Source organism: Gemelliphila sp. 1F1 (assembly GCF_056897515.1).
In genome coordinates, this window is record NZ_JBXHBE010000005.1 from 1 (window position 1) to 24,638 (window position 24,638).

A 24,638-nucleotide genomic window follows, 5' to 3' on the forward strand; every position below is an offset into this window, starting at 1 on the left:
TAATCCAACCATTCCTGTATAAGTTGTTGAATTTGTTTTATAACCTGTATTAGACAGTTTCTTCTCTATTTTTTCTGGTTTATCTTTCTCTATATCTGCTTCCTTCAGTTCTTCTGATTTTTCCTCTAATTTTGGTTCTGGCTCCGGCTTTGGATTAATATCCTTATCCTTAGGTGCACATTCACAACTACATTCAATAGTTTCAGTTATTGTTGTAGTAGGTAATTTTATATCTTTAAATTTCCACGTTCCTTCAAATGTGTAAGAAGTTTTGTACGGATTATTTTTTAAATTCTCAGACGTTTCAAATGTCTTAGAAATAACTAATGCCATTGCTGTACGTGCAGGAATATCAGCTAAATCTACAATTACTTGTTTTCCTAAAATTGTTATTTTATCCAAAATATTAACTCCAGTAATTGTTCCATAATTAGAATAATATTTTTCTCCTGTTACTGCTGGATAATAACGATCAGTTAGCCATCCACTTGCATCAGATATGTCTGCTTTTGTTACCTCATAAGGTAAATTGATAATCCACTTACCATTTTCTGCTGCATAATCTAGTGCCAATACCGGACGCCAATATTGAGTTGTTGTTCCATTTGAAGTTGTTTGCCAATGTTGAATTTCAGCATTGGCTGGTCCTTCAATTGCAGAACCTTCCTTAATATTGGTATGATTATTTTGATTAGCAACTTTAACTAAATAACCATTGTTAGAATAATCTGGTAAGGTTGGATCCATAACTGACTCCGCATTAATTTTGAAGTTACTAGTTATCTCTTTTGTTGTAATTATCCTATCACAACCACATTGATCTGGATTAATACGAATAATTTCAGTCGTTGTTTTTATTTCATATTCATAACCATTTTTTGTTATTATCTCTTCTCCAGCAGCTGTTACATCTCCAGTTTTAATAACATCATCTGATTTTGAAGTCCAAGTTGATGAACTATTTATGCCAGCTTCTCTTTTATCTTCTTTATTCAATAAATCTGCAGTTTGTGTACTTGACGGTAAAACAATTCCTTTATCAAAAACGAAAGCCCCTTTTAATTTAGCAACTGGTCCAGCCTTATGCTCAACTTCTCCTAAAGAAACTTTATCACGAAGAAATTGAAGTGAAAAAGCTGTACGAGCAGGAAGAGTTCCTAAATCAATTTCAAAAGTTTTATTATCATTTGAAATTACAGGTGCTTTAAAATATATTATTCTTTCGCTTGATTTGTTTAATTCTAAAATTTCTTCATCTGTTTTATCTTTTACAAAATAAACAAGATAATCATAATTTGATTTTCCATTAATATTATTATAATAACGATTAATTAACCAATCTGTTGCATCTTGACCAAAAGTATATCCTTCTACTGGCAAAGTTAAAATTAATTTCGCATTTTCTATAGCATAGTTTGTTCCAAAATTAACACGATAAGTATCATTTACTCCAAATTTTGGATTCCATTCTAAATCTACTGGACCGTATTGTTCTGCATAAGTTGGATTGCTGTGATCGTGATCTTTATTTTCAGGACTCTTAACTTTTTTTATAATTGAACCGTCAGGTGCTATTTCAGCAATAGCTTCAAAATCATAACTTATCTTAGTTGTTTCTGTCGTCTTAGTAACAGTTTTGATGCAATCTTCATCTGTTTCTTCTTTAGAAATTTCAATTGCTTTACTTGATGTTTGTGTTTCTTTTTCCTCAAAATAAATCATTCCATTTGTAGTAGAAGATGTTTCATTTATTACTTTAGATTCTTCATCTTTTTGTATTTTTGACTCTAAAGTAACTATCGTATTAGTATTATCTTCTGATGCAATAGATTCTATACTAGTATTTCCTATTTCATTAGCTAGAACATCATTTTCTTCTCCTATACCTAAAACTACCAAAGTACCTATAAAAACAGATCCAACCGCAATTTTAGTTTTCCTAATTGACCATTTTTGTTTTTTATTTTCTTTCATCATTTATATCTCCAATAATTATTAAAAATTTACTAAATTAAAACTTTTTTTTATAATAATATTTATATGATGCTAAATACTGATATATTATTAATAAAAAATATTACTAACCTTGTTAAGTGTATCATTTTATTATTCTTGTGTAAATTATTCTATCTTCAACATTTTTTGTTTTCTAAAATAAAAAAGCTAGAGTCTAACTCTAGCTAAATAATTATTTTGTTGTTTGTCTATGAATTATTCTATGTGGTAAATAAAGTTTCTTTCCTTCTGATTGTAAAGATGAAATTTCTGTTTCTTCATATTCTTCACCTTTACTTTTTGCCTTTTCTATATCTATTACTTTTGTTAAAGTTCTCATAGAAACTGCTCCTATATCAAATATAGGTTGGAATATAGAAGATATTTTTGGTCTAGCCATATCTAACAATTTAGTATTTTCAAATGAAAGTATTTCTAAATCTTTTGGTACTTCTAATCCCATGTCTTGTGCTTGATGTAATATTGACAATGCTACCTCATCAAACATAGTAATTACGACTTCAGCTTTGTTCATTTTTATCTTTTTATACACACCTGTACTTTCCTTATAAGTTTTATATCCATCTACTATTAAACTAGAATCAAATTCAACTTTATATTCATTCAATGCTTTTTTATATCCACTTATAATTCTTTGTGCTTTTTGTGACTCATAAGAACTAATTACTAACGATACTCTTTTTATTCCCTTTTCTAAAAATTCTTTAGTTGCATCATAACCAGCTGTTTCATAATTAATATTTATTGAATAATAACGATCTCCAATATCTATATTGCTTGATAATACTAATGGAATATCCATTCCTTCTAAATAATTTCTTGTACTTTCAGTCATAGAATGTCCTAAATATATAATTCCATCTACTTGTTTACTCATAAATGAGTTGAATATATCTCTTTCTATATCTTTATCATTACAAGAATTTGCTAATATAACATTGTAGTTATACATGTTAGCAACTGATTCTATTCCGCTTACTGTTTCAGCAGATGCCAAATCTGAAATATCAGGTAATACTATTCCAATTGTCGTAGTTTTTTTACTAGCTAATCCTCTTGCTACTGCATTAGGCGTATACTTCAATCTCTTTATCACTTCTTGTACTTTGACTCTTGTAGCTTCTTTTACATTAGGATTATTATTTACAACTCTTGATACTGTGGCCATAGATACTTTAGCTTCTCTTGCTACATCATAAATAGTTATAGTCATAAAGTTCACTCCTTATCTCTTAGTTTAAAACCTTTACATGTTTTTATTTTATCAAAAATATTATTTAAAGTCTAGTATTTTATTTCAAAATATTTATTATTATCTTTTATTTAAATACTTATTTAAAGCTAAAGATAATGATTTCAAAATTACATTTTTTATATAATTAAATTATAATTTTTATATTTTATTAGTAGAAAAAGAAAAATTTTTGATTTCGCTTTCTTTTCAAAAAAAAATATGATATAATTCTTTTTAGTAATAATTTCGTTACTAAAATAAAAATTAAATATAATTACATGGAGGATTTTTCTATGAAAGCAAAAAACAGAAAAGTTGTTTTAATCGGTGCCGGGATGGTAGGTATGAGTTTTGCATACCAACTTTATTCAAGTGGTTTATGTGAAGAGTTAGGTTTGATTGATTTCTTCGCAGAAAAAGCTGAAGGTGAAGCAATGGACTTAAATCACGCAGGAGCTTTAGTACCACCTATTAAAGTTACTTCTGGTGGATATGAACAATGTTCTGATGCTGATGTTATAGTTATCTGTGGAGGGCTTCCTCAAAAACCAGGTGAAACTCGTCTAGACTTAGTTGACAAAAACATGAAAGTTGTTAAAGAAATGTCTGACCAAATAGTTGCATCTGGATTTGATGGAATTATAGTTATAGCATCTAATCCAGTAGACGTATTAACAAACGCTCTACAAAAATTCACTGGATTCCCTAAAAACAGAATTATCGGTTCTGGAACAACTCTTGATACATCAAGATTCCGTTATATGTTAGGAGAAGTTTTAGATGTAGCACCTAACAGTGTTAGAGGATATATTCTAGGAGAGCACGGAGATACTCAATTCGCTGCTTGGAGTAATGTTTATGTTTATGGAAAACAATTCGATAAATTCTTAGCATCTACTGACAAATATACTGCAGCTGATTTTGAACAAATCGAAGAAAGAGTTATGCGTGCAGCATACGAAGTAATCAATCGTAAACGTGCTACTTACTATGCTATCGGTATTTCACTATTCACTATTGTTAAAGCAATTTTACGTGATGAAAATACTGAACTTGCCGTAAGTGGTTATTGTGAAGGTCAATATGGCGTAGAAGATTTATATATCGGTGTTCCAGCTATAATTGGTAGAGAAGGTGTTCGTGAAATAGTAGAAATGGACTTATCATCTGAAGAATTAGCAAAAATGAAACATTCAGCAGATGTTCTAAAAAATACATTAAACGACGCTTACGCTGCTTTAGAAGTTTAAAAAATTAATAAAAAATAATTAAACTGTTGATAATAATATCAACAGTTTTTTCTTTACTAAATAATAAAACTACTATATTCAAATAAATATTAAATTCTATTTTAAAAATTATAATTTTTAAAACTATGTATTTGTTTTATTTATGAGAAATATAGAACTATATAATATTATGAAATAAAAAAACAAGGAGATAACATCACTCCTTGTTTAACATATAATTCTTATTTTCTTCAAATATTACTAATATTGTTAACAAAATATTTAATCATTTTTATCTTCTATAATATTTCCTTCACGACTACAATGTATCATAGCGAAAAATAAAATTCCTACTGTTATCAACAAAATATACATTGCACTATTCCAACTTGAGATATCTTTTATATATCCTAATAACGGAGGAAATATTGCTGCAAGAATATATCCACCTGATTGTGCTACTCCAGATACTTGAGATGCCTCAACTGAGTTTCTAGTTTTTACTGAGAATAGATACATTACATAAGAGAATGATCCTCCTCCTGCTAAGGCAAATAAAATCATTATTATTACCATAATAAACATATTATTATTTACATATAACAATCCTACTAAAGAAATAAAATAACTTAAAACTATAAATACAGGTATAATTAATTTATTTTTTATTTTATCTGCTAATATAGGCATCAAAAATGTTGCAGGAAATTGTGCAAACTGACTTATCGAAAGTAATAATCCTGCTTCAGCATTAGAAAAACCTTTATCTACCATAATTTGCCCAAACCAAGATACACTACTATAATATAATGCAGATTGTAATCCCATAGAAATAGTTACAGTGTATAATTTTGGACTTCTAAAAATATTAGTTTTTTTTGAATTATTACCCTTATCTCCTAATACCTTGTTATTATTTTTTGCTAGATAAAAATAAATTACAATACAACAAAGTGCTACAATAATCCATATATTCAGCGATAGTGCTAAACTAAAAGTTTCTCCAAAAATATTAGAACTAGCTATAGGATAACTTACTGCTGCTGATATAGAAGCTGTTACCGTCATAATTACAGAGAAAAATCCCGTCATTACTCCTAATTTTGTTGGATAATATTTTTTTACTACTGCTGGTAACAGCACATTTCCTAATGCTATACCTACCCCTATTATAAAAGTTGTAATAAATAATACATATACATTTATATAAAATCTAAATAATAAACCTAATGTTATAATTATAGTAGAATAAAATAATGTTTTTTCTAAACCATATTTATTAGAAAATTTTGATGCTAGCGGGCTTATTACTGCAAATGCTACTAAAGGTATTGTAGTTATTAAACCTGCTAAAGTATTATTGATATTTAAAATATCTTTTACTATCCCTATTATAGATCCTATTCCTGTTATTGGTGTTCTAAGGATAGATCCCAACAAAATTATAGCTAACAATATAATCCATTGATTTTTTTTTGTCATAGTTCTTCCTTTCTATAATTTTACAATTCTATTTAATAAGTTCTAACAGGTAATAAAACTTCTAATATATCTCTATGATAATCACTAGGTTGCATAATAAATGCAGTTAATTCACCAGAAAATTTCACAATCACATTTTCTGAATTTATAGCTGATATAGCTTCTTTCAAAAATTTTGCAGAAACAGCTATTTCAAATTTACCTTCTTCATTATACGTTTCTGCGAAAAAGTCCTCTTCTGCAGTTCCTAATTCTTTAGAATATGCGTATAAATTAACTACTCCGTCATTAATAGCTAATTTAACTATATCATTTTTTTCATCTTTACTTACTAATGATACCCTATCGACTGCGTGATACATCTCTTTACTGTTAGCTACTACTGTACACTCAAAAATTGAAGGTACTAATTTCTCAGTATTAGGATATTTTCCACTAATTAATATAGCTGAATAAATAATATTTCTATAAACAAAAACTATTCTATTTTCTTCATAATAAATTTCTAAATCTTCATCTTTATTCTCTATAATTTTTTGAATTGATTGTAGAGATTTCCTAGGAATTATTATATTAAAATTTTGAGAATCTTCTATATTGTCTAATAATAATCTTCTTTTACTTAATCTATGAGAATCTGTCGCAGTAGCTGTTAAAAATTTATTTTCTAATACAACATTAACTCCTTCTAATATAGGACGTTGATCATTTACAGCAGTACAAAATAAAGTTTCTTTTATAATATCATTAAATAATTTAGTACTAATTGTAAATTTATTTTCTTTTTCAATTATAGGAAACTCTGGATATTCATCTATATCATATCCTTGTATGTTAAATTCACTTTTTCCTGATTTTATTTTAATAGTTGATCCATTACTTTCTATTTCTATAATTTCAGTAGGAGCTTTTCTTATAATATCCAAAAAGTAGTTAGTAGGAGCCACTAATTCCCCTTCTTCTAAAATTGTTATTACTTCTTTATCTTCATTAACAGCTTCTAAAGAATACTCCATAAATACCATAGAATCACTACCTTTTAAAATCATTTTATCCTTATATAATTCTATTTTTATACCTTTTTGAGCTTCACTTACTGTATTTTGAACTATTATTTTAGAAACAGTATTTAATGCCTCTAAAAAATTTCTTTTTATAATATTAAATTTCATTAATTTTCTCCTTTATAATATATATAATAATAATAATATAGTAGTAATAAGCTTTGTAAAAACTGTGGAAAACTAATTTTAAGCCTATTATACTTAATAAAATTTATTAACATTCTTGTGGAAAAACTTGTTAAAAAATGTTTATTTCTTTTGATTATATATTTTTTATTTTATTTTTTATATTTTCTATATCAGCTGCAACTTCTTCGTTTTCTTTTTTCAAAGTCATTATTTTATTGTTGGCATAAAAAATAGAAGAATGATCTTTTTTGAAAATATTACCTATTGCAGGTAAAGATAAATCTGTTAGTTCACGACAAAGATAGATAGCTATTTGTCTAGCATTAGCTATTTCTTTATTTCTTTTAGCAGAGTATATATCGTCAACAGAAATATTATAAAAACTAGCGACAGTATTAATAATATTGTCAGGTTTTATAGTTTTCTTTGTAGTATTAATACGTTTTTTTACTATTCGCTCGACCATTTCCATTGTAATTTTTTCGTTTTTTGGAACCATAAATTTAAGTTCTTTAACAATACCTTCTAATTCACGAATATTTCTATTAGTATTTTGATGAATATGCCCAGAAATATATGCAACTATTGATTCATCGATAGAAATATTAGCTTCTTTGCATTTTAATTTAAGAATTGTTGCTATAGTTTCATATTCAGGTGGTGTTATATCAGCAGTAACTCCAGATTCAAATCTAGAAACTAATCGATCCTCAATACCATCTAATAAATGAGGAGGTCTATCACTTATCAAAACTATTTGTTTTTGATTTTCTTGTAGTTCATTAAAAACGTGGAAAAAGTTTTTTAATGTTTCTTGCTTACCAGATAGAAATTGAATATCGTCAATTAATAAAGCATCAACATTGCGATAAATCTTGTTAAATTCTTCATTAGAAAAATTTGATTTAGAACCTGGCTGAATTAAACGCATAAAATCATTTAAAAATTTTTCAGAAGAAATGCATTTTATTTTAAATTCAGGATGATGTTCTTCTAATTCGTTTCCTATAGCGTGAAGTAAGTGAGTTTTTCCTAAACCTACTCCTCCATAAATGAAAGCAGGTGAACTTTCACCAGGATAAGATGCAACAGTTCTTGCCAAAGTAACAGCATACTGATTACCTTCTCCTACAATAAAATTATCAAAAGTAAAATTTTTGTTTAAAGAAGGATTATTTTTAGAAGAAGTGAGTTGTACTTTTTGAACAGGTTGTTTATAATCTTCTAATGAAAAAGATTGCTTTTGAAAGAAGTTTTGTGATCCTGAAGGTTTATCCTTTGCTAAAAAATTATTCATAATAAGTTGTTCTGCAGAATTACTATTTTCTTCTGTCTTTCTAGTATCTACTACAACTTTCTCTTCATCGATAAAGTTATAATAAATATTAAAGTCAACGTTCATTAATTTTTTGACGATAGCTTTGAACTTTTCATCATAAAAATTCTTGAAAAGATCAGACATAAAAGAATTACTACTTATAATAGTAATAGTTTTTGTTTTTAAGTCAACATTATCTATATAACTTTTAGAAAGCCAATCTTCATATACTTCAGGAGATAATTCATCTTTAATATTCTTTAGGATATGTTCCCAAATAAAATTAGTATTACTCATAATACCCTCCTAATAAATAAAATGTAAAATTATTAAAGAACTAAATAAAAAATAAAAAAGTTTTTAACAACTTGTGGAAAACTTTTTTAAAATTGTTAATTTCTTCTATAATTTTATCTGTTATATTTGTTATTATAAAAGTAATTTTTTAAAAATCGTTTAAATTTTACAAAGTTTTTCAAACATATAAACAAGCTAGTTAAATAAGTTTTAATATTTTTTAACAAGTTTCCAAAAGTTGTGGAAAACTTTTTTGTGGAAAATGTTTATTTTTGTGGAAAACTTTTTAAAACTTTAAAAAAACTTGTGAAACTTTTTTTGTTTTTCCATAAGATTTTAATAATAAAAATCATTATCTGTGGAAAACATATAAACTAAATATATAAAAATATTTAATAGTATCTGTATGATTATATCATAGTATAATAAAAAAAAAAAGAAAAACATAAACAAAAGAAGTTTAGTATTTCTAAACATACTATTAAAATTTGTTATTAAAACAGTGTTTTTATTTTTATAATATTAGTATTTTATAATAATAAATTTTGGCTACTCTATCATACAAAATTTTCATAATAACTTTGTTAGAATACTTGCTTTTTTTTTTATAGTGTGATAATATTTTATAGTTATTACATCTATCTTTATAAAAATACTCGAGGAGGAATAAAATGAAACGTACGTATCAACCTAATAAAAGAAAACATTCAAAAGTTCACGGATTTAGAGCTCGTATGAGTACTAAAAATGGAAGAAATGTTTTAGCAAGACGTAGAGCTAAAGGTAGAAAAGTTCTATCAGCATAAAAATATATTTAAAGAAGGTTTTAATTATGTTAAAACCTTCTTTTATTTTTGTTGTAATTATATTGAGAAACTGATAAAATATATTAATATAATAGAAAGGTATGTAAATGAAAAAGAAATATCGAATAAAAAAAGAAGACGATTTTCATAGAATTATAAAAGAAAAAAAATCTTTTGCTAACAGACATTTCGTAATGTATTATAGTGCTAACAAAGACAATCATATTAAATTGGGTATTTCTGTTAGTAAGAAATTAGGAAAAGCACATATAAGAAATAAATTAAAAAGATATGTACGAGAATGCATTAATAAAAATAAAGATAAAATAAAATCTTATGATATAATTATTATTGTAAGAAAATCTGCTGTTGATATAGAATTTTTAGAATTTAGTAAGTCTATAAATCATTTATTAACAAAAACAAAATTATATAAAAAGAGGTGTAAATAGTGAAAGTTTATACATATAAAGAAAAAAGTGTTGATTTAGCAATACAAAAAGGGTTAAAAGAGTTAGGTTTAACAGAAGAACAAGTAAAAATAGAAGTAGAAGAAGCAGGTAGTTCAGGAATATTAGGTCTATTTAAAAAGGAAGCTATCGTAAAATTAACGCCATTAGATATAGATTATAAAGAAAATGTAGAAAATACAAGTAAAACTGTTGAAACAGAAGTAATAGAATTAAAAAAAGAAGAAAAAAATGAAGTTAAAGATAATGAAATTTCCCCTACTCCTGTGGAAAAATTAATAGAAAAAAAAGAAGATAATATAGTAGCAAATAAAGAAAAAATATTAAATTATATGACAAAAATAGTACATTCTATGGGATTTGATACAGCTAATCTTCAATTTATAGATGAAGGAAACAAAAATTATACTATAAAAATATTAGATGTAGAAAATACTAGTCTTCTAATAGGAAAAAGAGGAAATACCTTAAATAGTTTGCAAGTTTTAGCTAATAATTATGGTAAGAAATTTAGTAAAAAATATTTTAGAATAAATATTGACTGTGATGATTATCGAGATAATAGAAAAGAAACATTAGAAGAATTAGCACTTAATATGGCAAAAAAATCTAAAAAATTAGGTAAACCTATTGAATTAGAGCCTATGACTAGTTTTGAGAGAAAAATTATTCATAATGCTCTTAGTAATATAAAAAATGTAGAAACAGAATCAAAAGGAAAAGAACCTTATAGATACTTAGTTATAACGGCAAAATAGGAGTTATTATGAAGAAAATATTAATAATTGAGGATAGCCCATTTTATATCAATAGAGCAAAGGAATTAGTAGAAGAACTAGGATTTAAACCTTTGTTGGCTTATAATGGAAAATCTGGAGTGGAAAGTTACGACAAGGAAATTCCAAATTATGTTATAATGGATATTTGTATGCCTATTATGGACGGTTTAGAAGCTACAAAAATCATAAGTAATAAATATCCTAATTCTAAAATAATTATATGCAGTAGTGTTGGGCATGTTCCAATTTATCGACAAAAAGCGATAAAAAATGGAGCTAAATCGTTTTTGCCTAAGGATTTTATAAAAGAAGAATTAGAACAAGTTTTGGAAGAATTGGATCTTTATAATAATTAAATAAAAAACAGAGCAATATGTATGAGGTGGAAATATTTTTGAAATTATCTATTTTCATCTCTTTATTTTATATAAGAAAGAGAGAAGTAATATGAGTGAAACGATAGCAGCAATATCAACAGCTTTAGGAGAAGGTGCAATAGGAATTGTTAGATTAAGTGGAGATGATGCTTTTTCAATAGCTGATAAAATAGTAAAGCTGTATAAAAATAAAACTGTTAGTAATGTAGATAGTCATACTATAAACTATGGACATATAGTAGACCCAACAAATAATGAAAAAATAGAAGAAGTAATGGTTGTTAAAATGGCATCTCCTAGAACATATACTTGTGAAGATGTGGTTGAGATTAATTGTCACGGAGGACTTATAACTATTCAAAAAATATTAAGTTTATGTTTGGATAACGGCGCAAGATTAGCAGAACCAGGAGAATTTACAAAAAGAGCATTTTTAAATGGAAGAATTGACCTTTCACAAGCAGAAGCAGTAATTGATTTTATTAAAAGTAAAACAGAAGAAGCTAGTATGTTAGCTAACAATCAAATGCAAGGAAGATTATCAAAACTAATAAAAAAATTAAGAGAAGAAATATTAGATATTTTGGCAGTAGTAGAAGTAAATATAGATTATCCAGAATATGATGATTTAGAAATAGAAACTACAAAAACAATTTTAGAAAAATCAAAAAGTATAAAAAATAGTTTAGAAAATTTATTAGATACATCAAAACAAGGAAAAATAATTAAAGAAGGACTAAATACGGCAATAATAGGAAGACCTAATGTAGGTAAAAGTTCCTTATTAAATAATCTGTTACAGGAAAATAAGGCAATAGTAACAGATATAGCAGGAACTACAAGGGATGTTTTGGAAGAATATGTTAATATAAAAGGAGTTCCGATAAAGCTTATAGATACAGCAGGAATAAGAGAAACTAATGATATAGTAGAACAAATAGGTGTAGAAAGAAGTAAGAAAGAATTAGAACACGCAGATCTAGTATTATTTTTATTAAATAGTAGTGAACAATTAACCGAAAAAGATAGAGAACTAATAAAACTTACAGAAAATAAACAAACTATAGTAATTTTGAATAAATTGGATTTAGAAACTAAAATTGATATAGAAGAAGTAAGAGAATTAGCGTATAATCACCCTATTATCAAAACTTCTATGACAACTTACGAAGGTATAGAATTGTTAGAAAAAAATATTCGAGATATGTTCTTTGATGGAAAAGCCAAACCTAAAGATGCAACTTATTTATCTAATACAAGGCAAGTTAATTTAATAAAAAGAGCATTAGATAGTTTAAATGAGGCTATAAGTGCAGCAGAGTTAGGCTTAGAAGTAGATATGGTATTAATAGATTATACAAATACATTCAACTTATTAGGAGAAGTTATTGGTGAAAATAGTAGTGATGAATTAATAAATGAATTATTTAGTCGTTTTTGTTTAGGAAAATAATAGTAGTTACACGTGAAACAAAAAAATATAAGGGATAGAATTATGTATAAGATATTAATTGTAGAAGATGATTACACTATTGCAAATGGTATTAAAGATTATTTAATAAAATGGAATTTTCAAACAAAAATTATTGAAAATTTCAATAATGTTATTGAAGAATTTATAGAGTTTAAGCCAGATTTAGTATTAATGGATATAAATTTACCACATTATGATGGTTACTATTACTGTGAAGAAATAAGAAAATTAGCAAAGACACCTATTATTTTTATATCTTCTGCTTCTGATGATATGAATATAGTAATGGCAGTAACAGTAGGTGCTGATGATTTTATAGTTAAACCATTTAAATTAGTAATATTAAAAGCTAAAATTGATGCTATTTTGAGAAGAGTTTATAATTTTAATACAGAACACAATTTAGTAGTATATAAAGATGTTATTTTTGATAATTTGAAAGATACTGTAAGTTATCAAGGACAAAGTATAGAATTAACCAAAAATGAAAGTAAAATATTAGAATTACTATTTGAACATAGAGAAAACATAGTGTCAAGAGAAGATTTAATGAGATATTTATGGGAATCAGATACTTTTGTTGATGAAAATACATTGTCAGTTAATATAAATAGATTAAGAAAAAAATTAGAAACGCTAGGACTTATTGATTTTATTATCACAAAAAAAGGTAGAGGTTATATGATATGATAAAATTACTTTTAGATTATATAAAGAGTAATAGATATTTTCTATTGACATTGCTAACTATTGTATTTTTTACAACATATATTCCAATTACTTTATATCAAATAGATTTTGAAAAAATTTTATACCCACTCTTTTTATCGTTAATAATAAGTTTTATATATATTTATTTTGATATTAGAAAATATATATCCAAATATCAACAACTAAAAATTTTTGCAAAAAATAAAATGATAGATATTTCTGAAATAAATGAAAATAATAATATAATAGAAAAATCATACACAGATATAATTAAAAAATTAAAAGAAGAAAATATAAAAATAATTAATGACAATAGAAAAGAATTAACAGATTTAACAGATTACTATACTATGTGGGTTCATCAAATAAAAATTCCAATAGCCGCATTAAGTTTCTTAATTGAAAGTAATATTGATCAAAAAAATAAATTAGAAATAGAACTTTTTAAAATAGAACAATATGTAAATATGGTACTTAGTTATTTACGTTTAGATAGTGAAAAGACTGATTTTTTAGCTGAACAAATCAATATAGATTCTATGCTAAAAACAGTTATAAAGAAACAGTCGTTAATTTTTATCGAAAAGAAAATTACTTTGGATTATAAAAAAACAGACTTAAAAATTTTGAGTGATAAAAAATGGCTAGAGTTTGTATTGGAACAAATATTAAGTAATGCTTTGAAATACAGTGATATTAATGGTAAAATTAGTATTTATACAGAAGAAAATTCTATTTATATAAAAGATGAAGGTATAGGGATTAGTAGCGATAATTTACCGAGAATTTTTGATAAAGGATATACAGGATTTAATGGGAGAAAAAATAAAAAATCTAGTGGATTGGGACTTTACTTGACGAAAAAAGTATTGGATAAATTAGGACAACAAATAGAAATAGAATCAGAGTTGAATAAAGGAACAACTGTAAAAATTACTATTGAGGATAAAAGTGTCATAAAAGAAGGTACTAACTAACAGTTGTCAAAATAAAAAATTAAAATAAGTGATTTATTGTGTAGCTAGTAGTTACTTGTAGGATAGTGTCTTAACTATCCTTTTTTTATTAATCTTACAAAAATGTAAGATTAAAATACAAATAGTAAGAAAAATATATAGCTAGCCTTTTATAATTTTTATAAAATATAAATATAAAGTTATTTAATAAAAAAAACAGATAAAGGAGAAAATAATGATACTAGAGGTAAAAAATTTAAAAAAAGTATATACGAATAAACTAGGGGGTAATAGTACGACAGCTTTAAAAGACGTTAATTTTAGTATAAATGAAGAAGAATATGTAGCTATAATGGGAGAAAGTGGTAGTGGTAAAACTACATTACTAAATATTATAGCAACATTTGATAAAGGAACTAGTGGGGAAGTAAATTTAAAAGGTTTAAATTTAAATTCATTAAAAGATAAAGATTTAGCAGAATTTAGAAGAGATAATTTAGGTTTTGTATTTCAAGACTTTAATTTATTAGATAACTTCTCAGTAAAAGATAATATAGTATTACCATTAGTTTTGGCGAAGAAAAATCATAAAGAAATGTTAAGAAAAGCAGAAATGTTATCAAAATCATTAGGAATATCAAAATTATTGGATAAATACCCTTATCAAATATCAGGGGGTCAAAAACAAAGGGTAGCAGTGGCAAGAGCATTGATTACTAATCCAAAACTACTTTTGGCAGATGAGCCAACAGGAGCACTTGACTCGAAATCTACGGATCAACTTTTAGATATTTTTGATAATATTAATAAAGCTGGACAAACTATTATAATGGTTACCCACTCTGTCAAGACAGCAAGTAGAGCAAATAGAGTTTTATTTATAAAAGACGGTGTAGTTTTCCACGAAATTTATAAAGGTAATAGTTCTAATAATGAAATGTACCAAAAAATAACAGATGCATTAACACTAGTTCAAGCAGGTGGTGATATTAATGAATAGATTTTTCTACAGTAAATTTGCTCTAAAAAATATAAAAACCAACAAAAAATTAACACTACCTTATATTATATCTTCGGTATTTTCGATAGCTATATTTTATATTTTGGCATCTTTGGCTACTAGTAGTAATTTAGATAATATTGGTACTGGAGCTGGAGCAACAAAACAACTACTAAGCTATGCTATGTTCGTAGTTGGAATATTTATTTTAATATTTATGTTTTATAGTTATAGCTTTTTGATCAAGAATAGAATTAGTGAGCTTGGTCTTTATGCTGTCTTAGGTATGACAAAAAAACAAATAGCTAAGATAGTAGTAGCAGAAAATATTATAATAGCATCTATTACAATATTCTTTGGAATTTTATTAGGTGTAATTTTTGACAAATTTGCATATTTATTTTTAATAAAGTTGATGGGAGCAGGAGTTAAATTAGGTTTTTCTATATCAGCTAAGGCGATAATAATAACGACTATATTCTTTGCAGGGATATATACGCTTACTGTAATTAATTCTTTAATAAAGGTTCAACGACTTAATATTATTAAAATGCTAAAATCAAATAGTGTTGGAGAAAAAGAACCGAAATCTAGATGGTTACTATCTTTAATAGGGGTTATTTTTATAGGATATGGATATTATACGTCAGTAACTATAAAAACGCCTTTATCTGCCTTAGTAAACTTTTTCTATGCAGTTGTTGCTGTAATAATAGGAACATATTTGGTCTTTATAGCAGTATCAATTTTCATTTTAAAAATATTAAAAAACAATAAAAAATTTTATTATAAAACAAAAAATTTTATAAGTATTTCAAATATGATTTACAGAATGAAACGAAATGCGGTAGGATTAGCTAATATTTGTATTTTATCAACAATGATATTAGTAACTTTGGGGTCAACAACTAGTCTATATTTCGGAAAAGAAAATCTAGCTAATACTGCGTATCCAAGAGATGTTAAAATAGAAGCATTAAGATATGAAGCAAGCTCATTTGTTGACTTACAAAATAATATTGACAATATTTTGCAAAAAGAAGGGGTTACTAAAAAAGATGTTGTTGCTTATAGAAATATAGATTCAGCAGCACAAAAAGTAGATAATGGCATAGTATTAGAGAAGTATATGTCGAGTTTGTCAGATAGTGTAACAGTAACAATAATACCGCTAACTGACTATAATAAACTGTACAATACTAATATAACATTAAAAGATGACGAAATATTGTTAAAAAATGCACGTTCAGAAGAAAAAATATCACAATTCAAAATTAACAATAAACAATTTAATGTAAAAGATGAAACAAAAATAGATAACTTACAACCAAATGCTCAAGATATAACAGATTCATATTATATAATTGTAAAGGATATAAAAACAATTACTGATTTGACAAAAAATAATGAAGAAGCCAACGATAATCAAGAAAACGATCCTCTTAGCCAAGAAAATAGATTAGATTACTATTACGCATTTAACGTAGATAATAGTAAAAATAAAGCAGAAATAGAAAAAAATATAGTAAATAAGGTACAAGAATTTAATATACAAAACACTGAAAAAAATACGTATGTTGTTAGTTCTAGTAAATCACAAGAAACATCTGATATAAATGAATTTATGGCATCATTCTTGTTTATAGGTATATTCATCAGTTTAATATTTATAGTATCTCAAGTAATGATAATGTATTATAAACAAATTTCAGAAGGATATGAAGATAGAGAAAAATTTGAAATTATGCAAAAAGTAGGTTTGGATGAAGTTGATATAAAAAAATCAATTCGTTCACAAATTTTAATGATTTTCTTCTCGCCACTTTTAGTTGCTACTGTCCACGTAACGATGGCATATCCATTTATCGAAAAAATATTAAAATTGTTTGGATTAAATAACAATAGTATATTTATAACGACGATGCTTGGGACATTTGTAATCTTTTCAATATTCTACATTATAGTTTACACAATCACTTCAAAAGTTTATTATGATATAATTAGATATAAAAACTAAATTAATTAAGATAAGAGTTGATTTCTATATTATTTAGAAATTAACTCTTTAATTTTTTAATATATAATTATAGAAAAGTTTGAATACATTTTCAAAAATTGATATAATAAGGTTATATAGTATAAGGAGGTTACATCAATGGGTGTAGTAGAAAATTTATTAGGTATAAAATATCCGCTATTTCAAGGTGGTATGACTATGATAGCGGATCATAAATTAGTGAGTGCAGTTTCAAATGCAGGAGGACTAGGAATTTTGGCATCTGCAGGACTTTCTAAAGATGAGTTACGTAATGAAATAAGGAAAACAAAAGAACTAACTAAAAATCCTTTTGCTGTTAATTTAATGTTAATGAACAAAAATATCCCAGAACTTATTGATGTCATAATAGAAGAAGGAGTAAAAATAGTATCTACCGGTGCAGGAACACCAAAACCTTATATGGAGAAATTAAAAGAACATAATATAAAGGTTATCGCTGTAATTCCAAATGTAAAAGTTGCGAAAAAAATGGAGGATATAGGGGTAGATATTGTAGTTGCCGAAGGAGGAGAATCAGGAGGACATGTAGGAGAAACGACTACAATGTCTTTAGTGCCACAAATAGTTGATGCAGTTAATATTCCTGTAATAGCTGCGGGAGGAATTGCTGATGGTCGAGGTATAGCGGCAGCATTTGCATTAGGAGCCAAAGGAGTACAACTAGGAACGCTATTTTTAGCGACAGAAGAATGCTCAATCCCTACTACGCTAAAACAAGCTATATTGGACACTGTTGATACATCAACAACAGTAGTAGGTCGTCAAAAAGGAATACCTTTCCGCAGTATAAAAAATGAAACACTTAAAAAATATTATGATTTAGAAATTGGCGAAGGAACAAAAGAAGAATTAGATAAATTAAAAAATGATGCTTTATACCAAGCTATAATTGATGGAAATATAGAAGATGGATTAGTAATGGCAGGTCAAATATCAGGGCTAATAAAAGAAGTAAGACCTGTAAAAGAAACAATAGAAACATTATTTAGTGAATATAATGAAGTAATAAAAGGATTAAGAGAGATTTAGATAATATTTCTTAATAAAAAAGATAACTAATATAACTATATTTACTATTATGCACTAAAATTTTTCACGTGGAACGTAGAAAATTAAGCAGACAATTTATTTGTAAGTACTATAGGTGTATATAGTTTTTGATGTATAGTTGCAAATATATATCAAGTAAATGTCTAGAAGGAGGTAAAAAAGATGAATGATTTTTTATTTATAACCACAGGACAAGCAATATTAATTATATAAATATTGTCAATGCTTTTATAGTTATTTATTTAGGAATTAGCTTTATAATGAAAGGTTTAAAAAAATAGAATATAAAAAAGCGGGAGATGAGAAAAAACATCTACCCGCATTATTTATTATATAAAGAAAAAGCTTTATATAAAGATATTAGAAAGGTACAGATTTAATAAGTGAAAAAATTCCTGTTAAGCCATCTACAAATTCTCCGAAAAGTATTATATATCCAACTATCATTAGCGATGTTGGTAATTTTTTACCATTTATATACCACGCAGTTTCTATATTTTCTCTCATATATCCCCCTATTATAAAAAGTTAATTATATAACAATTATAAAATACATTTTATATTATTATATATGTAATTTAATTGTTTTGTTAATGAAAATGTTAAAGAATATTATATAACAAAATTCAAGTATAGTATTATGAACATAACAACAATAACATTATTATATTTATTGGAAAAAATGAAAATAATAGTTGCTTTTTCAATATTGGTATGATAATATATATGCACATACATATATTTTTGTAATAGGAAGGTCAGTATTATGGCAGTAGACGATTGTATAACTAGATGGTTAAATTTAACACAACAAATTAATAATACGGAAGTTTTGCTTGAAGAAAGATTAGCAGAAGAAAAATTAACATTAAAAGAGTTTTATGTTTTGTATTTTTTGGATAAAAGCGAAAATAAAAGAATGAGACTGCAAAATCTTGAACAATTAGTAGGACTAAGTCAAAGTGCAATGTCGAGAATGATTGTAAGAATGGAACAAAGTAGTTGTTGTGAATATATAAAACGTACACGTTGTAAAAAAGATGGGCGTGGAGTATGTATTACAATTACAGAAAAAGGTTCAGACAAATTACAACAAGTTTTACCTAAAGTATCTAATTTATTACAAAATAGTGTTTACTAGAAGATAAATTTTAATAAAAATATATGTATGGACATACATAAGAATGGAGGATATATTTATGGTGGATACACCTTTTTTTACCAATTTTTTGAAGGTTAGTAATTTATTCACAATTGGTAGTATTTTTGTTTTGATAATTTTAATATTGTTTTTACGTTGTATGAAAACAAGGAAATATAGCTTTTCAAAGCGTATGATGGTAGCATTAGTTGCAGGGTTAATCTTAGGTATTGGTATTGATTTAATAGGAAATTCTTTCGGAGAATTGTATACCAACTACGCTAAATCGGAAATAGTTGCTTGGTACTCATTGTTAGGATCAGGAGTTCTTAGATTAATTCAATTATTAGCCGTACCTATTGTGTTTTTATCTATTATAGATGTAGTTATAGGTGTTGAAGGCAATAATTTAAAATCATTAACAGGAAAAACGTTTTTTATGTTGTTAGGTACAACAGCAATATCAGCATTAGTTGCAGTTATGGTTCTTTATATATTTCCACTAGATGCTTCTAGCTTTGCAGGAGAAATTTCTAAAAATACTGCTACTCGTATGGAAACAATATCAGCTCAAAGTTTCCCGCAGTTCTTTTTGGATTTGATACCTAATAATGTATTAAGTGTTATGACAACTAACAATAGTATTGTATCAGTAGTTATTATTGGAATATTAGTAGCAACTGCAATTAGATTTTTGAATAGAAAAAATCCGGAGCAAGTTAAACCAGTAGTTGATATTTTACGTTCTTCTAAAGTAGTTGTTAGTAGTGTTTTGATGAATGTATTGAAATGGATGCCGTACGGTATCGTAGCTTTAGTATCGAGTACAATTATTCGTAATGGACTGTCTGTAATATCTAGTACATTAGGATTTATAGTTAATTTGTATATAGCAGTAGTAATAATGTTATTCGTTTATGTTATTATATTACTTGTTAATGGTTTAAATCCTATTAAATTTTATAAAAATGCGTATAGCACGATGATTTTTGCTTTTTCTTCTCGTTCAAGTGTAGGAACTTTACCTTATACGATCAAAACTTTAGAGGAGAAGATGGGAGTTTCATCACAAACAGCCAACTTTGTTGCGACGATGGGAACTACTGTTGGTATGAATGGATGTGCAGGAATATTTCCAGCAATGCTAGGAGTGTTGTTAGCAGCAGCTTCTGGACAAACAATTAACTTTTCATTTATCGTTCTATTAGTTATTGTAGTTACGGTAGGATCTGTAGGTATTGCTGGAGTGCCGGGAACTGCTACAGTAGCAGCTACTGTAACTCTAAATGGTTTAGGTTTAGGAAACTATATGAATAACATTGGAGCAATATTTGGAGTTGATCCTATCGTTGATATGGGAAGAACTATGCTGAATGTTACGGGATCAATGATGAGTGCTGTAATTGTTGATAAATGGGAAGGAAGATTAGATATAAATACTTATAATAGTACCGCAGAAACTATTATTGAAATTGAATAGATTTTTAACAAAGTATTATTTTTATCTGACACATTATAATATTAATTAAGAATTAGTTTCTATATATTATAGAGATTAATTCTTTTTTGTAAATAATTACTTTTCTAATATAATCGGAAAATTTTTAAAATAGAAAATCCCTATCGGTTTTTTGACAACTTTTAGGGACTTTCTATTTAAACGTCAATAATTTTATCACAGACAGATAATGTTGATTTATTATGGGATATTATAAATATAATTTTGTCTTTTTTTATGCTATTTAGAGTTTTTAATAACTCTAATTCATTAAAAATATCAATATTTGCAGTAGCTTCATCAAGTATCATTATTTTTGAATTACTATATAGTGATCTAGCAGTAGATAACCTTTGTTTTTGTCCAGAAGATACATTGGAACTACGTTCATTAATGACAGTATTCTCTCTTTCGGATAACCTATTTACAAAATTTGTAAGATTAGTGCGAGCCAAACTGTATTTAAGTCCGTCTGTATCTGTATGTTTGTCAAATAATGTAATATTATTATTTATTGTTGTGTTGAATAGATAACTGTCTTGCATAATTATTGAAGTATTATTTCTAAAGTAAGATTCGTTAATGTTATTAATATCTATATTGTCAATAAAAATTGTATTATTATCAGTAGGAAGTAATTTCATAATTAGTTTTGCAAGAGTAGATTTACCACTACCACTCTCCCCTCTAATACCGATAATTTGTTCTTTATTAGCAGTGAAAGATAAGTTATTAATAACTCTTTTATTCTCATAATAGAAATTCAGATTTTTAACAGTTAATTTGTTAAAAGAAATATTAGTTGCACCACTCTTAGTTTGCTCAGGTAAGTTCATAAGTTCTAAATATCTTTTGCCAGCGGCCATAGTTTGACTTAATGTTGCTGCTAAATTTCCCATATAAAGTATAGGTGTAAAGGATACAATATACATAGCTGTAAGAGAAATAACTAAATTTTTATTTTCTAAATAATAATTAGCAAAGAAGATAAATATTATAATACTAGTATTGTAAATTAATAAATTTAAAAATGTTATGTTAAATTGAAATCTAGATTTTTCATACGAAGAAGATATCAATTTGTCAGTTTCGTGTGTTAGTTTTTTTGTAACAGTTGCTTTATTATTATATTGAATGGTTTCGAATATTGCGTAAGTTTCGTCAATAGAATTGTTATTTATATTTTTCAAATTTTCTCTATATTTATCGCCATAATATTGTCCTTTATCTTTAAACAATAACGGAACAATTATCCCAATAACTATATACAATACAAAAATGATAATAGAAAGTTTCACGTTAAACATTGCGACAAAGATTGTTATTACAAATGTTTGCACTAAATTTATAAAAAATGGTGTTATAGTATGAGCATAAAAAACTTCTAGTAGTTCAATATCAGTAGTTATTAATGTCATATAGTCACCAGAGTTATTTTTTAGAAAGTTATGAGCAGACATATTTTTGAATTTATTCATAACTTTAAGACGTAGAACATGCAATATTTTAAAAGCAACATAGTGATTAAGAAGTTGCTCCATATAACTAAATAATCCTTTGGCAATAGCTAATAATAAAGGAACTGACAATAGCCATATATTGCTAATTTTAGAATTTGTAAAAATATAAGCTAATAAAAATGTAAATATTACTACTGTTAAATGACCTAAACTACCAAAAAGAGTCGCAAACATTAATTGTTTTTTTAGATTTTTTGCAATAGTAACTAAATCTTTTAAATTTTTAAGAGATATCATAGTGAACCTCCTTATTTAAAAAAGTATTTTTTAAATTTTGCTGTTTTGATAGTAATTCATAGTACAATCCTTTGTTATTTTGTAAGTCATTATGATTACCATTTTCTATTATTTCTCCATTTTTTATAACGTATATTAGATTACAATCTGCAATACTTTCTAAGTCGTGAGATATTATAATAATAATTTTGTCATTTTTTATTGAGTCAAAGGCATCAAGAACACATTTTTTACTGTAATCATCTATATTTGATACTGCTTCATCTAAAATATAGATGTAGCTATCTTTGAGAATAGCTTTTGCTGCAAGTAGACGTTGTCGTTGCCCTCCTGATAAGTTAATTCCACCCATTTCTACTTTGTAATCAAGGCCTCCGTTATTAAGAACGAAATTTTTAAGATTTACTTTTTCTAAAGCTGATAACATATCTTCTTCTGAAATTTCTGGTTTTATCAAGAGATGACTTCTAATTGTTCCCTCGCTAAGATAGCTATCGCTAGTTATCACGGTCATAAGCTCCATTAATTTAGAAAAAGGTATTTTATATATAGGAATATTATTATAGAGAACAGCTCCATTCGTTGCTTTATTAAGTCCCATAATTAACTTAATTATAGTAGATTTACCACTACCACTCTCCCCTACTAATGCAAATTTTTGAGAGTTTTTAAAAGTTAAGTTAATATTTTTCAAAATATTGTGCTTATTATCGTAAGAATAGTCTACATTGTTAAATATTATATCGCCACTAGGATCTAAATTAATGGTTGTATCTTTGTCTATTTCTTGATAATCCAAAAGTTTGTAGATATTTTCTAACTCGATATTTGCTTTCATTGAAATATGGAATAATCCACCTAATGCACGCATAGGACGAAAACATTCAAAACTAGCAACGAGTACAAAGATAATAAGCGTATTATTATCCAAAGAAAATATGGCTATTAATGTCATCACGAAGATAGAAATATATGTTATAGCATCCATTAAATTAATAGAGTTAAGTTGATGCCTTAATAATTGCATAGTTGATTTTCGGTATGTTGAGCTAACTTTGTCTATTTCTTGGGAAATATTATTTTCCTTGCCATATATTTTTGCGACCGAAAAACCATTTAATCTATCAAAAAATAAATCAGCTAAGCTAAGAAAATCCGAAAAATTCTGTTTATTTGTTTGTTTTGATTTTTTAATTATTATCATTATTGATAAAGGTATAAGAGGATATAATATTATCATAGCAATAGCGAGCCAAATACTTATTTTACCAAAGATTACTAAGGATATAACGGTTATAAACATAGTCGCAAATATTTGAGGAATAAATTTATTAAAATACAACTCAATATTAATTATAGACGAAGAATTTATAACGACTAAATTACTAGTAGAAATTGCTTCAGTAAAATTTAGCGATAGTTTTTCTATTTTATTAAAAATATTATTGCGTAATGAATTTCTAACTTTTTTAGCAACTTGATGGCTCAACTTATTATCGAAATATAATGCGCCGTAATAAACAACAGTTGTTATAAATAATTTAATAAAAAAAGAAAAAGCAAAAGTATTATTTATATTATTGCTAATTACTTCAAAAAGTAAGTCAACAAAGTTATATGCAAAATATAAAGTACATAGAAATATTAAAATTTTACAAATAGCTATTAAATAAATTTCATATCTTATATTAAAAATAGCTAAGGATCTTTTATCAATTTTCATAAAAACCTCCTTCACATTAATTGATAATTATTATCATTAAATAATTATACATTATTTTTTTATTACTA

21 protein-coding genes are annotated in these 24,638 nt (G+C 26.1%); 13 read left to right on the forward strand and 8 right to left on the reverse strand.

Going from position 1 to position 24,638, the window contains the following annotated elements; translation table 11 throughout:
• The coding region (locus AC1XWJ_RS05445) for a YSIRK-type signal peptide-containing protein (protein WP_483334874.1) at nt 1-1,977 on the reverse strand (1,977 nt) is incomplete at its 3' end.
• 211 nt (nt 1,978-2,188) lie between these two features.
• The gene (locus tag AC1XWJ_RS05450) at nt 2,189-3,229 is read right to left on the reverse strand and encodes a LacI family DNA-binding transcriptional regulator (protein ID WP_483334875.1); all 1,041 of its coding nucleotides are present in this window, start codon (nt 3,227-3,229) and stop codon (nt 2,189-2,191) included.
• Between the two features lie 314 nt (nt 3,230-3,543).
• Between AC1XWJ_RS05450 and AC1XWJ_RS05455 the strand changes: the two genes are divergently transcribed.
• The gene (locus tag AC1XWJ_RS05455; RefSeq protein ID WP_483334876.1) at nt 3,544-4,500 is read left to right on the forward strand and encodes an L-lactate dehydrogenase; all 957 of its coding nucleotides are present in this window, start codon (nt 3,544-3,546) and stop codon (nt 4,498-4,500) included.
• A gap of 261 nt (nt 4,501-4,761) precedes the next feature.
• Here the strand turns inward: AC1XWJ_RS05455 and AC1XWJ_RS05460 are convergent, their stop codons facing one another.
• From AC1XWJ_RS05460 to dnaA, 3 genes are all read right to left on the reverse strand, one after another.
• Nucleotides 4,762-5,961, reverse strand: coding sequence for an MFS transporter (locus AC1XWJ_RS05460; RefSeq protein WP_483334877.1), 1,200 nt, complete (start codon nt 5,959-5,961; stop codon nt 4,762-4,764).
• 32 nt (nt 5,962-5,993) lie between these two features.
• Nucleotides 5,994-7,133 (reverse strand): DNA polymerase III subunit beta, encoded by a 1,140-nt coding sequence (gene dnaN / locus AC1XWJ_RS05465; protein ID WP_483334878.1) that lies wholly within the window; start codon nt 7,131-7,133, stop codon nt 5,994-5,996.
• A 154-nt stretch (nt 7,134-7,287) separates the two neighbouring features.
• A complete protein-coding gene (gene dnaA, locus AC1XWJ_RS05470) occupies nt 7,288-8,769 on the reverse strand; it encodes a chromosomal replication initiator protein DnaA (protein ID WP_483334879.1) in 1,482 nt (493 codons plus the stop codon).
• Nucleotides 8,770-9,440: 671 nt separating this feature from the next.
• Here dnaA and rpmH point away from each other — a divergent pair.
• The 10 genes from rpmH to AC1XWJ_RS05520 all read left to right on the forward strand — a co-directional run bounded on the left by rpmH (nt 9,441) and on the right by AC1XWJ_RS05520 (nt 18,430).
• Nucleotides 9,441-9,575, forward strand: a complete 135-nt coding sequence (rpmH, locus tag AC1XWJ_RS05475) for a 50S ribosomal protein L34 (protein ID WP_003144116.1) — start codon at nt 9,441-9,443, stop codon at nt 9,573-9,575.
• A 107-nt stretch (nt 9,576-9,682) separates the two neighbouring features.
• Complete coding sequence (gene rnpA, locus AC1XWJ_RS05480) at nt 9,683-10,027, forward strand: ribonuclease P protein component (RefSeq protein ID WP_483334880.1); 345 nt, start codon at nt 9,683-9,685, stop codon at nt 10,025-10,027.
• On the forward strand, nt 10,027-10,803 hold the full coding sequence (gene jag, locus AC1XWJ_RS05485) for an RNA-binding cell elongation regulator Jag/EloR (RefSeq protein ID WP_483334881.1): 777 nt from the start codon (nt 10,027-10,029) through the stop codon (nt 10,801-10,803). The genes rnpA and jag overlap by 1 nt, the downstream gene beginning before the upstream one ends.
• Nucleotides 10,804-10,811: 8 nt before the next feature.
• Nucleotides 10,812-11,180 carry a response regulator gene (locus AC1XWJ_RS05490; RefSeq protein ID WP_483334882.1) on the forward strand — a complete coding sequence of 123 codons (369 nt, stop codon included), beginning with the start codon at nt 10,812-10,814 and terminating at the stop codon, nt 11,178-11,180.
• A 91-nt stretch (nt 11,181-11,271) separates the two neighbouring features.
• Complete coding sequence (mnmE, locus tag AC1XWJ_RS05495; RefSeq protein WP_483334883.1) at nt 11,272-12,654, forward strand: tRNA uridine-5-carboxymethylaminomethyl(34) synthesis GTPase MnmE; 1,383 nt, start codon at nt 11,272-11,274, stop codon at nt 12,652-12,654.
• Between the two features lie 42 nt (nt 12,655-12,696).
• Nucleotides 12,697-13,365: a response regulator transcription factor gene (locus AC1XWJ_RS05500; protein WP_483334884.1), complete on the forward strand. Its 669-nt coding sequence runs from the start codon at nt 12,697-12,699 to the stop codon at nt 13,363-13,365.
• Nucleotides 13,362-14,363 carry an ATP-binding protein gene (locus AC1XWJ_RS05505; RefSeq protein ID WP_483334885.1) on the forward strand — a complete coding sequence of 334 codons (1,002 nt, stop codon included), beginning with the start codon at nt 13,362-13,364 and terminating at the stop codon, nt 14,361-14,363. The genes AC1XWJ_RS05500 and AC1XWJ_RS05505 overlap by 4 nt, the downstream gene beginning before the upstream one ends.
• Before the next feature lie 214 nt (nt 14,364-14,577).
• Nucleotides 14,578-15,342, forward strand: coding sequence for an ABC transporter ATP-binding protein (locus AC1XWJ_RS05510; RefSeq protein WP_483334886.1), 765 nt, complete (start codon nt 14,578-14,580; stop codon nt 15,340-15,342).
• Nucleotides 15,335-17,359, forward strand: coding sequence for an FtsX-like permease family protein (locus AC1XWJ_RS05515; protein ID WP_483334887.1), 2,025 nt, complete (start codon nt 15,335-15,337; stop codon nt 17,357-17,359). The genes AC1XWJ_RS05510 and AC1XWJ_RS05515 overlap by 8 nt, the downstream gene beginning before the upstream one ends.
• 138 nt (nt 17,360-17,497) lie before the next feature.
• Complete coding sequence (locus AC1XWJ_RS05520) at nt 17,498-18,430, forward strand: NAD(P)H-dependent flavin oxidoreductase (RefSeq protein ID WP_483334888.1); 933 nt, start codon at nt 17,498-17,500, stop codon at nt 18,428-18,430.
• Between the two features lie 381 nt (nt 18,431-18,811).
• On the opposite strand, the gene AC1XWJ_RS05525 is transcribed toward AC1XWJ_RS05520, so the two are convergent.
• Nucleotides 18,812-18,958 (reverse strand): hypothetical protein, encoded by a 147-nt coding sequence (locus AC1XWJ_RS05525; RefSeq protein ID WP_483334889.1) that lies wholly within the window; start codon nt 18,956-18,958, stop codon nt 18,812-18,814.
• Nucleotides 18,959-19,217: 259 nt separating this feature from the next.
• On the opposite strand from AC1XWJ_RS05525, the gene AC1XWJ_RS05530 reads away from it, so the two are divergent.
• A complete protein-coding gene (locus AC1XWJ_RS05530) occupies nt 19,218-19,592 on the forward strand; it encodes a MarR family winged helix-turn-helix transcriptional regulator (protein WP_483334890.1) in 375 nt (124 codons plus the stop codon).
• A 58-nt stretch (nt 19,593-19,650) separates the two neighbouring features.
• Nucleotides 19,651-21,072, forward strand: a complete 1,422-nt coding sequence (locus tag AC1XWJ_RS05535; RefSeq protein WP_483334891.1) for a cation:dicarboxylate symporter family transporter — start codon at nt 19,651-19,653, stop codon at nt 21,070-21,072.
• A 176-nt stretch (nt 21,073-21,248) separates the two neighbouring features.
• On the opposite strand, the gene AC1XWJ_RS05540 is transcribed toward AC1XWJ_RS05535, so the two are convergent.
• Nucleotides 21,249-22,847 carry an ATP-binding cassette domain-containing protein gene (locus AC1XWJ_RS05540; protein WP_483334892.1) on the reverse strand — a complete coding sequence of 533 codons (1,599 nt, stop codon included), beginning with the start codon at nt 22,845-22,847 and terminating at the stop codon, nt 21,249-21,251.
• Complete coding sequence (locus AC1XWJ_RS05545; RefSeq protein ID WP_483334893.1) at nt 22,834-24,570, reverse strand: ABC transporter ATP-binding protein/permease; 1,737 nt, start codon at nt 24,568-24,570, stop codon at nt 22,834-22,836. Before AC1XWJ_RS05545 ends, AC1XWJ_RS05540 begins: the two co-directional genes overlap by 14 nt.
• Nucleotides 24,571-24,638 lie beyond the last annotated feature (68 nt).

Coding starts and splice junctions, on each gene's coding strand:
- rnpA (WP_483334880.1), top strand. CDS start 9,683: ATGAAAAAGAAATATCGAATAAAAAAAGAAGACGATTTTCATAGAATT.
- AC1XWJ_RS05500 (WP_483334884.1), top strand. CDS start 12,697: ATGTATAAGATATTAATTGTAGAAGATGATTACACTATTGCAAATGGT.
- AC1XWJ_RS05545 (WP_483334893.1), bottom strand. CDS start 24,570: ATGAAAATTGATAAAAGATCCTTAGCTATTTTTAATATAAGATATGAA.
- AC1XWJ_RS05490 (WP_483334882.1), top strand. CDS start 10,812: ATGAAGAAAATATTAATAATTGAGGATAGCCCATTTTATATCAATAGA.
- AC1XWJ_RS05510 (WP_483334886.1), top strand. CDS start 14,578: ATGATACTAGAGGTAAAAAATTTAAAAAAAGTATATACGAATAAACTA.
- AC1XWJ_RS05460 (WP_483334877.1), bottom strand. CDS start 5,961: ATGACAAAAAAAAATCAATGGATTATATTGTTAGCTATAATTTTGTTG.
- mnmE (WP_483334883.1), top strand. CDS start 11,272: ATGAGTGAAACGATAGCAGCAATATCAACAGCTTTAGGAGAAGGTGCA.
- rpmH (WP_003144116.1), top strand. CDS start 9,441: ATGAAACGTACGTATCAACCTAATAAAAGAAAACATTCAAAAGTTCAC.
- AC1XWJ_RS05505 (WP_483334885.1), top strand. CDS start 13,362: ATGATAAAATTACTTTTAGATTATATAAAGAGTAATAGATATTTTCTA.
- AC1XWJ_RS05455 (WP_483334876.1), top strand. CDS start 3,544: ATGAAAGCAAAAAACAGAAAAGTTGTTTTAATCGGTGCCGGGATGGTA.
- AC1XWJ_RS05530 (WP_483334890.1), top strand. CDS start 19,218: ATGGCAGTAGACGATTGTATAACTAGATGGTTAAATTTAACACAACAA.
- AC1XWJ_RS05540 (WP_483334892.1), bottom strand. CDS start 22,847: ATGATATCTCTTAAAAATTTAAAAGATTTAGTTACTATTGCAAAAAAT.
- dnaN (WP_483334878.1), bottom strand. CDS start 7,133: ATGAAATTTAATATTATAAAAAGAAATTTTTTAGAGGCATTAAATACT.
- AC1XWJ_RS05535 (WP_483334891.1), top strand. CDS start 19,651: ATGGTGGATACACCTTTTTTTACCAATTTTTTGAAGGTTAGTAATTTA.
- dnaA (WP_483334879.1), bottom strand. CDS start 8,769: ATGAGTAATACTAATTTTATTTGGGAACATATCCTAAAGAATATTAAA.
- AC1XWJ_RS05525 (WP_483334889.1), bottom strand. CDS start 18,958: ATGAGAGAAAATATAGAAACTGCGTGGTATATAAATGGTAAAAAATTA.
- AC1XWJ_RS05520 (WP_483334888.1), top strand. CDS start 17,498: ATGGGTGTAGTAGAAAATTTATTAGGTATAAAATATCCGCTATTTCAA.
- AC1XWJ_RS05515 (WP_483334887.1), top strand. CDS start 15,335: ATGAATAGATTTTTCTACAGTAAATTTGCTCTAAAAAATATAAAAACC.
- AC1XWJ_RS05450 (WP_483334875.1), bottom strand. CDS start 3,229: ATGACTATAACTATTTATGATGTAGCAAGAGAAGCTAAAGTATCTATG.